The organism is Cysteiniphilum litorale (assembly GCF_003428165.1).
Classification (GTDB): Bacteria; Pseudomonadota; Gammaproteobacteria; order Francisellales; family Francisellaceae; genus Caedibacter; species Caedibacter litoralis.
The window spans coordinates 1-12,586 of the sequence record NZ_QLIQ01000052.1 but is presented as its reverse complement, the minus strand read 5'-3'; the positions used below and the strand labels follow the sequence as shown (position 1 = coordinate 12,586).

8 protein-coding genes are annotated in these 12,586 nt (G+C 38.0%); 6 read left to right on the top strand and 2 right to left on the bottom strand.

Annotation, left to right across the window (positions count from 1 at the left end; all coding sequences use genetic code 11):
- The 6 genes from DNJ75_RS13260 to DNJ75_RS13235 all read left to right on the top strand — a co-directional run.
- Positions 1-647 (top strand): DUF3987 domain-containing protein (locus DNJ75_RS13260; protein WP_157968343.1); only part of this gene is annotated, 647 nt, incomplete at its 5' end.
- Between the two features lie 68 nt (positions 648-715).
- A complete protein-coding gene (locus DNJ75_RS13255; RefSeq protein WP_117003935.1) occupies positions 716-2,254 on the top strand; it encodes a type I restriction-modification system subunit M in 1,539 nt (512 codons plus the stop codon).
- Positions 2,247-3,464, top strand: coding sequence for a restriction endonuclease subunit S (locus tag DNJ75_RS13250; RefSeq protein WP_117003934.1), 1,218 nt, complete (start codon positions 2,247-2,249; stop codon positions 3,462-3,464). The genes DNJ75_RS13255 and DNJ75_RS13250 overlap by 8 nt, the downstream gene beginning before the upstream one ends.
- Entirely contained in the window at positions 3,457-4,452 is a 996-nt protein-coding gene (gene rhuM, locus DNJ75_RS13245) for a virulence protein RhuM/Fic/DOC family protein (RefSeq protein WP_117003933.1), read from the top strand. Before DNJ75_RS13250 ends, rhuM begins: the two co-directional genes overlap by 8 nt.
- Before the next feature lies 1 nt (position 4,453).
- Positions 4,454-7,579 (top strand): type I restriction endonuclease subunit R, encoded by a 3,126-nt coding sequence (locus tag DNJ75_RS13240; RefSeq protein WP_117003932.1) that lies wholly within the window; start codon positions 4,454-4,456, stop codon positions 7,577-7,579.
- Positions 7,580-7,630: 51 nt separating this feature from the next.
- Entirely contained in the window at positions 7,631-11,071 is a 3,441-nt protein-coding gene (locus DNJ75_RS13235) for a TM0106 family RecB-like putative nuclease (RefSeq protein WP_117003931.1), read from the top strand.
- Here the strand turns inward: DNJ75_RS13235 and DNJ75_RS13230 are convergent.
- The gene (locus DNJ75_RS13230) at positions 11,058-11,342 is read right to left on the bottom strand and encodes a type II toxin-antitoxin system RelE/ParE family toxin (RefSeq protein WP_117003930.1); all 285 of its coding nucleotides are present in this window, start codon (positions 11,340-11,342) and stop codon (positions 11,058-11,060) included. The two genes, DNJ75_RS13235 and DNJ75_RS13230, sit on opposite strands and share 14 nt — an antisense overlap.
- A complete protein-coding gene (locus DNJ75_RS13225) occupies positions 11,335-11,628 on the bottom strand; it encodes a type II toxin-antitoxin system RelB/DinJ family antitoxin (protein ID WP_117003929.1) in 294 nt (97 codons plus the stop codon). Before DNJ75_RS13225 ends, DNJ75_RS13230 begins: the two co-directional genes overlap by 8 nt.
- Positions 11,629-12,586 lie beyond the last annotated feature (958 nt).

The following is a 12,586-nucleotide window of genomic DNA, read 5'->3' as shown; positions in this document are numbered from 1 at the left end:
CTGAATCAACCATGGGCAACCGCTACTATAAAGAGCCTGCCAGTAGTGTAAATGAAGATCTTGAGCGCTTTCATGCGCGAATCAAAAGCTGTCTAAATAAAACACTTCCCGTTGACCAGTATGGTTTCGGGCATATCCCAACGCTTAAATTTAGTCAGACAGCTAAATCAGTATGGATTAAATATTTTGATTATATTGAATCAGCCATTGCTAATGAATACCATTGGCATAGTATTCACGATCTAGCATCAAAGGCCAGTGAAAACATTGCTAGATTAAGTGCACTTCTTCATATTTTTGATGATCAACAAGGCACAGAAATTAGAGTCAACTACGTTGAATCAGCATACCAAATCATTGAATGGCATCTTAATGAAGCTAAGCGGATATTCGGTGATAACAAAGAAACTCAAGTAGAGCATGATGCTAAGGTTATCCTTAAATGGATTAAAGAAAAAGAATTAGTCGAAACGACTCCTAGAGACATTTTAAGATCAAGTCCATTGCGTGATAAAGCAAGACGTGACAAGGCGTTAAAATTACTTGAGAAAACTCACTATACTCAAATTATACCATCGGTAAAAGGCGTTAAACTTTACTTTAATCCTTGCCTTTTTCGAGTATCAAATTCAAGTGAGCAATTGTAAATGACAGCGTTAATAATCATGAGTTTATGTGAAACAAACTCCACTAATAGTTAAATTGGAATTTTATAATGGTTAAGAAAAAAGAAGCAAAAAAAGCAAAAGAAGTAAAAACAGAATCAATAGAAGTCACCTTATGGAAATCAGCAGACAAGCTCAGAAAAAATATTGATGCTGCCGAATACAAGCATGTTGTTTTGGGTTTGGTTTTCTTAAAGTACATATCAGATAGCTTTGAAGAGCGTTATGAGGAGTTAAAAAAAGAACAATGGGCAGACCCAGAGGATAAAGATGAATATTTAGAATCAAATATATTTTTTGTCCCCGTTAAATCCAGATGGTCTTATCTATTATCACAAGCCAAGCAACCTGCTATAGGTAAGCTTATTGATGAGGCAATGGATGAAATCGAGAAAGAAAACACCACACTTAAAGGTGTTTTACCTAAAGTCTATGCTAGAGACAATTTAAATGCAACCACTCTGGGTGAACTTGTTGATTTGATCGGTAATGTTTCTATTGGTGACACCAAAAGCCGTAGTGCTGATGTTTTGGGCCATGTTTTTGAGTATTTCTTAGGTGAGTTTGCGCTAGCAGAAGGCAAACAAGGCGGGCAGTTCTACACGCCTAAATCGGTCGTTGAACTTTTAGTTAATATGCTGGAGCCGTACAAAGGACGCGTATTTGACCCATGTTGTGGCAGTGGCGGGATGTTTGTTCAGTCAGAACACTTTGTCGAGTCACACCAAGGAAAAATTAATGATATTTCCATTTATGGTCAAGAATCCAATCAGACAACTTGGCGTTTATGTAAAATGAACCTTGCCATCAGAGGTATTGATAGCTCGCAAGTCAAATGGAACTCGGAAGGCTCATTTTTAAATGATGCACATAAAGATCTAAAAGCAGATTATATCATTGCAAATCCGCCCTTTAACGTTTCTGATTGGAACGGTGATCTTTTAAGAAGTGATGCTAGATGGCAATATGGCACACCACCTGAAGGTAATGCGAATTATGCATGGATTCAGCATTTTTTATATCACTTAGCACCAACCGGTGTCGCAGGGTTTGTTTTAGCAAAAGGTGCTTTGACATCCAATACAGCGGGTGAGGGAAATATTAGAAAATCATTAGTAGAAGCCAATTTAATTGACTGCGTTGTTAACTTGCCTGCTAAGCTGTTTTTAAACACTCAAATCCCTGCAAGTCTATGGTTTATTAAGCGCGGCAGGAATACAAAAGACATTCTTTTTATTGATGCGAGAAATAAAGGCCATTTAATTAATCGTAGAACCAAAGAGTTCAGCAATGACGATATCAACGATATTGGCAATACCTATCACAATTGGAAACGTGGTGAAAATTATGAAGATATTAAAGGCTTCTGTAAATCTGCCAGCTTTGAAGAAGTTTCTGAATTAAACTATGTGCTAACACCAGGCAGATATGTTGGGCTTGAAGAAGTCGAGGATGACTTTAACTTTGTTGAGCGATTTACCAGTTTAAAAGCACAACTTGCTGAACAAATAGAACAGGAAGAGGTGCTTAATCAAAGAATTATGGAGAATTTAGCAAAAATCAAGCTTCAAGGTGCCGGTAATGAGTGAAGCTAAATTACCAGAGGGCTGGAAAGATTATTGGTTAGGCGATGTAGTTTTAAAAATTGGTAGTGGAGCAACTCCCAAGGGCGGTGGTGATTCATACAAGGAATCTGGCATATCTCTAATTAGAAGTCAGAATATATTAGACTTTAGATTTTCAGTAGATGGCTTAGCTTTCATTGATTATAAGCAGGCTGACAAATTGAAAAATGTCACCGTTAATAGTAAAGATATTTTGTTAAATATTACGGGGGATAGTGTTGCTAGATGTTGTATCGTTCCAATTGATATATTACCAGCTCGCGTAAATCAACACGTTTCTATTATTAGGGCGGATTCAAGTAAATCATATGCAGAATTTATATTCTATAGTTTGCAAGGTATGAAGCAAGAGTTATTGCAACAATCTGAAATTGGGGCTACTAGGAAAGCAATTACAAAAGTGATGTTAGAAAAATTACCTATTACACTCCCACCTCTCCCCGAACAAAAAGCCATCGCCGAAGTATTATCAAGCCTTGACGATAAAATTGATTTGCTTCACAAACAAAATCAGACTTTAGAGGATTTAGCGCAGACGCTTTTTAGGGAATGGTTTATTGAAAAAGCTGATGATAGATGGGAAGTAACTTCTCTATCTGAATTATTTGACATAAAAATAGGTCGAACACCACCAAGGAAAGAGAAAATATGGTTTTCAAATTTTGAAGAAAATAATATCAAGTGGGTATCTATAAAAGATATGGCAGAGCAGGGTGTCTATACAAATAAAACCAGTGAGTGTTTAACAAAAGCAGCTGTTGAAAAATTTAAAATTCCAGTTATTGCAAAAGATACTGTGGTTCTCAGTTTTAAAATGACTTTAGGGAGAGTAAAGATAACTGGAGACAATATGCTATCAAATGAAGCTATTGCTCACTTTAATGCAAAATGTGACAATATTGATAATATATTTTTGTATTTATTTTTAAAGACATACCCATATCAATCATTAGGCTCAACGTCATCGATCGTAACATCTATTAACTCCGCAATGATCAAAGATATTCAACTTGCATTGCCGGATTCTAGATCAATGAAGAGATTTAATAATACTGCTACTCCAATATTTGAAAAAATATATCAAAACCAGAAACAAATAAACACCCTCGAACAAGCCAGAGATATTCTACTGCCTAAGTTAATGAGTGGTGAGTTAAGGGTTGCTCATGACTAGTCAGATAAAAATTTATCAAACTAAAGAAGGTCATACACAAATTGATGTAAAGTTTGAAGATGAAACTTTATGGCTATCTCAAAAGCAAATGGGCGAATTGTTTGGTAAAGATACTAAAACTATTAATGAGCATATTCGTAATATCTACAAAGAGAATGAGCTTGAGCAAAAGGCAACTATCCGGAAATTCCAGATAGTTCAAAAGGAAGGAAATCGTCAAGTTAAAAGGAGTATTGAGCATTACAATCTCGATATGATTATATCGGTTGGTTATCGCGTCAATTCCAAAAAAGGTACGCAGTTTAGAATATGGGCGACAAGTGTGTTGCGCGACTATCTGAAACAAGGCTATAGCATAAATCAACAGCGATTTGAAAAAAATGCCAAAATGTTAGATGAAGCAATCGCATTAATTAATAAAGCGGCGATAATGAATCTATCAGATGGCTCAATGGCGACAGGATTAGTGAATATTATTAGCCAATATACGCAAACCTTTTTGTGGCTACAGCGTTATGATGAGGGTTTACTAGAAACCCCACCTGAGCAATTAGGCGGTAGCTTACCAAGCGTTGAGTGTGCTGAGATGGCATTAACTGAACTACGTGACAACCTGATTGCCAAGGGTGAGGCAACGCAGTTATTTGCAAAACCAAGGGCGGAAGGGATTGCAAGCATATTTGGCAATCTAAATCAGACTGTCTTTGGTGAGCCAGCGTATCCATCGATTGAGAGTAAGGCTGCACACCTGTTGTATTTTGTTATCAAAAATCACCCTTTTGTTGACGGCAATAAGAGAAGTGCCGCATTCTTATTTGCGGATTTTTTAAATCGCAACAATCGCTTAGTCAATGACAAAGGCGATTTTACCATTAATGATTCAGGGCTTGCAGCCTTAACACTCTTGGTTGCTGAGTCAGACCCTAAGCAAAAAGACCTGATGATTAAACTGATTATGAATATGTTATCGCCAAGAATAGGGACATGATATGAAAGAAGATAATATTGAAGCATTTGCAATTGACCTATTTAAAGACCTTGGGTTTAAGCATATACACGCACCAGATGTAGCACCTGATGATGATTATCCAATACGCTCAAGCTTTGAGGATGTGGTGTTGAGTGAGCAACTAATGATGTGCTTGCAGAAGCTTAACCCTCGTGCACGACCGCAGTTGATTGATGATGCAATAAAAAAGCTGCTACGCGTTGCTTCAGATGAGCTTTTAACCGATAACGAAACAATACATGAGTACATCACCCAAGGAATAAAAGTTGAGTATACCCAAGACGGTAGCACACGTGGGGAGATTATCAAAGTCATTGATTTTTACGATCCTAAACATAATACGTTTGCTGTTGTTAGCCAGTTTACCATCATTGAAAATGGACAAAATAAGCGCCCTGATTTAATCCTTTTTATTAATGGACTGCCTTTGGTGGCGCTTGAATTAAAAAATCCTACTGATGAAAATGCAACAATTTATAATGCTTTTGAGCAAATACGCACCTATAAAGAAACGATACCAAGCCTGTTTAAATATAACGCTTTTTGTGTGATTAGCGATGGATTAGAAGCGCGTGCTGGCACAATTTCAGCTGACCTTAGCCGATTTATGAGTTGGAAATCAAGCGATGGACAGACTGAAAGCTCAAAAATTATCCCGCAGATAGAGACCTTGATACAGGGGATGCTAAACCCATCAACTTTACTCGATTTGATACGTAACTTTATTGTTTTTGAGAAAGATCAAAGTCAGGATGAACAAGGGCAAACACAGATTTTCACGATTAAAAAACTTGCTGCTTATCATCAATACTATGCGGTGAATAAAGCACTTGCACGTACTGTGCAGGCAAGCCAAAAGGATGGGGATAAAAAAGGTGGTGTCGTATGGCATACTCAAGGTAGTGGTAAATCGTTGTCAATGGTTTTTTATACGGGCAAAGCTGTTCTGTCGTTAAACAATCCAACGATCGTGGTTATTTCCGATAGAAATGACTTAGATGATCAACTTTTCGATACGTTTGCTAACTCAACAAGTTTATTAAGGCAGCCGCCCGTTCAAGCAGATAGTCGAGAAACACTAAAGCAATTACTCAAAGTTGAAAGTGGCGGGATTGTTTTTACTACGATTCAGAAATTTCAACCAGAAGAGGGGAATGTTTATGATCTTTTATCCCAGCGCAATAATATTATTGTCATCGCTGATGAAGCGCATCGTACACAATACGGCTTTAAAGCCAACACAATAGATGAGAAAGATGACAAGGGCAATATTATTGGCAAAAAGACGGTTTATGGCTTTGCCAAATATTTACGTGATGCATTACCTAATGCAACCTACCTTGGTTTTACAGGGACACCCGTAGAAGCAAAAGATAAAAACACCTCGGTGGTATTTGGTGATTATGTCGATGTTTATGATATCTCACAAGCGATCGAAGATGGTGCAACCGTTCCTATTTTTTATGAGTCACGTTTAGCTAAAATCAATTTAAGCGATGAAGGCAAGGCATTTGTTAAAGAGCTTGACGAGGAGATTAGCGAACTTGAAGAACTGCAAAAGCCAAAAGCAAAATGGACACGCCTGGAGGCTTTGATTGGCAGTGAAAGTCGCATCAAGGAAATCGCCAAAGATATCATTGCGCATTATGAGGCACGTCAAGAAGTCTGTGATGGCAAAGCGATGATTGTTTCCATGAGTCGTAGAGTTGCAGTAAGGCTGTATGATGAAATTATTCGTTTACGTCCGAATTGGCATAATGATGACTTGAGCAAAGGTGTGATTAAAGTTGTCATGACAGCAAGATCAAGTGACGGTCCTGAAATGAGCAAACACCACACGAGCAAAAAACAACGTCGCATGTTAGCCAATCGAATGAAAGACAGTCAAGATGAATTAAAATTGGTGATTGTACGCGATATGTGGCTCACTGGATTTGATGCGCCTTCGATGCATACCCTCTACATCGATAAACCAATGCAAGGACATAATCTGATGCAAGCAATTGCAAGAGTTAATCGAGTCTATAAGGATAAGCCAGCAGGGCTTATTGTCGATTACCTAGGTATTGCCAGTGATTTGAAAAAAGCATTATCATTCTACAATGACAGCGGTGGTAAAGGAGACCCTGCGGAAGCTCAAGAACAAGCGGTTGCATTAATGCTAGAAAAATTGGAAGTGGTCTCGCAAATGTTTCATGGGTTTAACTATGAACGCTACTTTGATGCAGATACCAGAGAAAAGCTAAGCATTATTCTTCAAGCAGAGGACTTTATCCTTGGTTTAGAAGAGGGCAAAAAGAGATTTATCAATGAAGTCACCGCCTTGTCACAAGCTTTTGCTATTGCTATTCCTCATGAAGAAGCAATCGATGTAAAAGAAGAAGTAGCATTTTTCCAAGCGATTAAAGCCCGGTTTGCAAAATTTGACGTAACGGGAGAGGGTAAAACCAATCACGAAATGGAAACTGCTATTCGTCAGGTAATTGATAAAGCCTTAATCAGTGAGCAAATTATTGATGTTTTTGATGCCAGTGGGATTAAAAAGCCAGATATATCGGTCTTATCGGATGAGTTTTTAGCAGAAGTACAGGATTATCAACATAAAAACATTGCATTGGAGACATTGAAAAAGCTCTTAAATGAAGAAATTAGGGTGCGCTCAAAAAAGAATATTACTCAGGCAAAGTCATTTCAGGAGATGCTCGAGTCTTCGATACGAAGATATCATAACAAAGTGATTACGTCGGCTGAATTTTTGGAAGAGTTAATTAAACACGCCAAAGAGATGCGCAAAATGGATGATGAAAATAAAAACCTTGGGCTGACGGAATACGAGTATGCGTTTTATTGCGCGATTGCTGAGAATGAAAGTGCTAAAGAAGTCATGCAAACCGAACAACTAAGGGCATTAGCTGTTGAGTTATATAATCGTTTAAAGTCATCAGCCTCAATAGATTGGACAAAAAAAGAGTCTGTGAGAGCCAAATTAAGAGTAACCGTTAAACGTACTTTACGTCAGTTTGGCTATCCACCTGATATGCAAAAACTAGCGACAGATACCGTTTTAAAGCAAGCAGAAATGATTGCAGATGGTTTGTACAACTAAGAGAAAAATCATAAAGCCATATAAATTGATTATAAAAAGTAAGGGCTCATAATGCATAAAAGCAAACAACACATCCAATACTCACCCTCAGATCTAACGCTTTATATGGAGAGTCCTTTCGCCTCATGGATGGATCGATTTGCAAGTGAATACCCAGGGCAAGCACCTCAGAAAAACCCAGAAGATGAGCTAATGAAATCATTGGCTCAAAAGGGCTATCAGCAGGAAGAAAACTTAGCCACAGTTTTCGCTGCACAAGGTAAGACTTTACGTATAATCAAAGGTGAATCAGATGACAAAAAGCATCAAGGCACCTTAAACGCAATGCATCAAGGCGTAGATGTGATTGCTCAGGCACGACTTAAAGATGACCAGTTTGCTGGTTATGCGGATTTTCTAGTCAAAGTAGAGCACACCCTAGGCGATCGACCGAGTGTGCTTGGTAATTGGCATTATGAAGTATGGGATAGCAAGTTAGCTAATGAGTTAAAGCCCAGCTTTGTTATTCAGTTGTGCTGTTATACTCAGATGCTTTCATCGATACAAGGGATATTACCTGCTTATATTACGATTGCGTTAGGAAATGGTGAAAATAAGCGCTTAAGAACCGCTGACTATTATGACTATTACCAAATCTTAAAATCAGCATTTATCGCTGACCAAAACAAGTTTGATCCAAAACAGATGCCAGATCCGGCTGATTCTAAAAACTGGGGGAGCTGGAGTGACTATGCCGAAAGACTATTGACAGAAAAAGATCATTTATTTCAGGTGGCAACAATTACTAGAGGGCAAATTAAAAAACTGAATCAAGCGGATATTTTGACCATGCAACAGCTTGAAAATACCACGATAGAGCATGTGTCTGGGATGAACCCATTAACGCTCAAGCAACTTAAAGCACAAGCATCGATTCAAAAACGCAGTCAAGGCAAGGATACGCCTCTATTTGATATTATCACACCTGCCATAGGCGGAAAAACTGGACTAGCGCTATTGCCACCATACTCACCATTAGATGTATTTTTTGACATTGAAGGTTATCCGCTTGATGAAGGTGGGTTGGAGTACCTTTGGGGTTGCGCTTATTTTGATGAGAATGGCAAACGTCAGTTTATTGATTTCTGGGCGCATGACCGAATCCAAGAAAAACAATGTTTTCAGGATTTTATTCACTGGGTTTATGCACGCTGGCAACAAGACCCTAAAATGCACATTTATCATTATGCCAATTATGAGATTGCCGCTTGCAGAAAGTTGATGGGGCGTTATGGCGTTTGTGAGTATGAAGTTGATCAATTGCTGCGTAATGAGGTTTTTGTCGATTTATACAAAATTGTCAAAGGCGGAATTCTACTCGGAGAGCCTCGCTATTCGATTAAAAATGTTGAACATCTTTATCGCGGAAAACGCCAGACCGAGGTCGGCAACGGTGGCGATTCAGTGGTGGTTTATGAAAAATGGCGCAATCTTAATACACTGGGTGAAGAGGGTGATACGTGGCAAAGCTCTAAAATTCTCAACGATATTCGCGATTACAATATCGATGATTGCAACTCGACACAAGAGCTTGTCGATTGGCTGCGAAAGCAACAATCAGCTTATGGAATTGAGTTTCTAGGAAAATCTGAAGTAACTGAACCGGAACTAAAGGAAGAAGTAACAGAGCGCACACAGCTTCGCGATAGATTATTGGTGCAAGCAGAGACTCAACAGAATAAAAATCCTGCAATTGCAGCATTAAGTGAGAATTTAGCATGGATGTTAGAATTTCATCGCCGTGAGGCAAAACCTGTTTTTTGGCGCTTATTTGAAAGATTAGGTCTGAGCCATTTGGAATTGATGGATGATTTAGACTGTTTAGCTTACTGTCAAAGGACGGATCGAGAACCATTTAAACCAACACCAAAAGCAAGAAACTTAGCTTATGAATATAGCTTTGACCCCTCTCAAGAATTTAAAGGAGTGCAAAAGCAGTTTTATATATTAGGCGTTGAAACAGATGATGGCAAAGCTCAAAAAGTTACCTTTATCCCAGAGGAGAGCAATCTTCAAAATGGCGTGATCGTTTTACAGTCAAATCAGGAGCCACCAACAGAGATAGCATTAGTCCCTGATGAATTTGTTAACGCTGAGCCAATCCCTAAAGCCATTAATCAAATTGTGCTTGATTATGAAAAGGGGAGACTTACATCTAATCACTCAGCTATCATTGATTTTCTGACACGTTCAAAACCACGAATTAAGGGTGTAGTGGGGGGTAGTATCGCATCTGGCAATAATCCTAAGGAGAAATTGCAGCAGATTATTCAAGCGATTAGCAACCTTAATAATAGTTATTTAACCATTCAAGGACCTCCTGGCACGGGTAAATCGTATACGGCTAAAAATGTTATTACAGAGCTATTAAAATCAGGTGCTCGCATTGGTATTGCAAGCAATAGCCATAAAGCCATTAATCATTTGCTGCTAAATGCTGCAAAACATTGCCATGCAGTGGGCGTTGAAGCGACATTTGTTTGTACCAAAGATACTGATTCAGAGTTAGCGCATTACAATGTGACTATAGTGCAAAATAAAGATTTGATAAGTCGTGTTAAATCAGCATGTGTCATTGGCACTACCGCTTGGGGATTTGCGCGTGATGACATGGAAGATCAGCTTGATTATTTATTTGTTGATGAAGCCGGTCAAGTTGCAGTAGCCAATCTTATTGCGATGAGTCGAAGTGCAAAAAATCTCATTTTAATGGGCGATCAGATGCAACTGGGTCAACCATCACAAGGAACGCATCCGGCTGATAGCGGGCTTTCGGTATTAGACTATTTATTGCATGAAACACCAACCATTCCTGATGATATGGGTGTGTTTTTAAATACAACCTATCGCATGCATTCCGATATTAATCGCTTTATTAGTAAACATATCTATGAGGGCAAGCTTGCAGCGAATCCTGATAATGATAAACGCATTATTGAAGTCCCCATAGATTATAGTGGACCACTTAACAAAGAAGCTGGAATAATTTATATCCCTGTTCATCATGAAGGTAATACACAAGCTTCCGATGAGGAGGTTGATGAGATAAAAAAACTTGCCGAATCATTACTTGGCAGGACATTTCACACAGGTTTAAGCAATCCCAAAACTCGTAAAGTCAGTTGGGATGATATGCTGTTTGTTGCGCCCTATAATCACCAAGTCAATAAACTACGTTCAGCACTTGGTGATCAAGCCAAAATAGGTAGTGTTGATAAATTTCAAGGGCAAGAAGCTCCAATTGTATTTTTGAGCATGTGTGCTAGTGATGCTAACGAGTCACCTCGTGGTTTAGGCTTTCTGTTTGATAAGCATCGGATCAATGTTGCCATCTCTAGGGCGCAATCTTTAGCTATCATTGTTGCGAATCCAAATCTTGCTAAAACGACTGTCAATACTGTTGAGCAAGTTAAATTAGTTAATTTGTTTGGTGCAATTATTAACAGCAGCTAACTAAAGTCCAAACTGAGTGCAAAATACGAAGTATTATAATTGCTGAGTCTTTCACCTGATAAACAACAATATAATTCGCCCAAGTTACTAACTCTCTTGTTCCTTTCACTCGACCAGCCTTACCCATTTTAGGAAATTCAAGTAAGTATAATACTTTTTCTTCAATATCATCTTTCAAATGTTGAGCAGCGTCTGGATTATCATCAGAAATATAATCCACAATCGAAAGAAGATCGTTACGTGCTAAATGTGACCATTGCAACTCAGTCATGCTTACGCTTTTTGTTAATCATAGCTTGAACATCATCCATCACTTCCTGATGTGAGACCGAAGGGTTTGTGTCAGTCAGTGCTTTCTTAACTTGCGCTTCAAACCATGCTTTATGTGCTGCTGGATCTACAGTCAACCCTACTGGCAAGCCACCTTCTTTTGTGACTCGTGTTAAAAGAATTCTCACGGCATCAGAAAGGGTTAGACCAATATTAGCAAGTGTTTTTGCCGCATCATCTTTAAGATCATTATCAATACGAACATGCAGCATTGAAGTATTCGCCATAATAAGGTCTCCAATATATTCCTATGCTTTAAGTATATATCTCATTTGAGATACAATCAAGTTTAAGTATAAACCAACAGATCAATTTCATGATAACCCATAATCACAGTGAACTTTAAAAATATCACATACTCAATTCGCCAGACAATGTCTGACTTTTTGGATATATCAGATAACATCTTTTAATCTTTTGAAGATTTATCAGGCAACATTTGCGACATCAAGCATCGAAAAAGTCCGCAAACCAGCAAAATACAAGCTTTTGCCGCTTGCTTTTCGTTTGCGACACATTGCGACTTCTATTTTATAACATATCCATAAAGCCTACATTTAAAGAATTTCTTCAATTTTACATGTCATAGTAGTAACTTGACTTATACTATATTATTTGCGACATTTACATATTAATGACTATAGTGCATTCTACTTTGCTCATCTAGCCCTGTTAAATCTTAGCACCTAAGATTTGGATTTGGTTGCCGAATTGAATTTAAGTACAGAGAAGGCTCATTCTCTTGACTAAAGAGAACAAATGTAAGAAACCACATTTTGCTAAATTTTGAGCAGTTGACTGAAAATTAGACGCTCATGAATTGCGATAATAAGGATTTCTCACACATAGCAATACACTTGCTTGCCAAAGCCATGAAATCAGCATAGTGAGCTTTAAAATGCGTAAATATTGAATTTAGCCAAAAACAGTTAAATTTAGCAACGGGAAAACGGAAGCTGTAGAAAAATCTGCTTTCTTGGCAATAAACTCATCAGTTGACATGATTTAAAACTAAATAATATCTTGAAATATCGATACTGATATTTTATGATATTTATGACACAGCAAATAAGGAGTATGATGCGATGTGGTTTAAAAATATAGCACTATTTGAATTTATCGAGCCGTTTGATTTATCATTTGAAATGATTGAAAAAAGCCTGGAAGAGCATCAGTTTAGCCCAT

Coding starts and splice junctions, on each gene's coding strand:
- DNJ75_RS13230 (WP_117003930.1), bottom strand. CDS start 11,342: ATGACTGAGTTGCAATGGTCACATTTAGCACGTAACGATCTTCTTTCG.
- DNJ75_RS13235 (WP_117003931.1), top strand. CDS start 7,631: ATGCATAAAAGCAAACAACACATCCAATACTCACCCTCAGATCTAACG.
- DNJ75_RS13240 (WP_117003932.1), top strand. CDS start 4,454: ATGAAAGAAGATAATATTGAAGCATTTGCAATTGACCTATTTAAAGAC.
- rhuM (WP_117003933.1), top strand. CDS start 3,457: ATGACTAGTCAGATAAAAATTTATCAAACTAAAGAAGGTCATACACAA.
- DNJ75_RS13225 (WP_117003929.1), bottom strand. CDS start 11,628: ATGGCGAATACTTCAATGCTGCATGTTCGTATTGATAATGATCTTAAA.
- DNJ75_RS13255 (WP_117003935.1), top strand. CDS start 716: ATGGTTAAGAAAAAAGAAGCAAAAAAAGCAAAAGAAGTAAAAACAGAA.
- DNJ75_RS13250 (WP_117003934.1), top strand. CDS start 2,247: ATGAGTGAAGCTAAATTACCAGAGGGCTGGAAAGATTATTGGTTAGGC.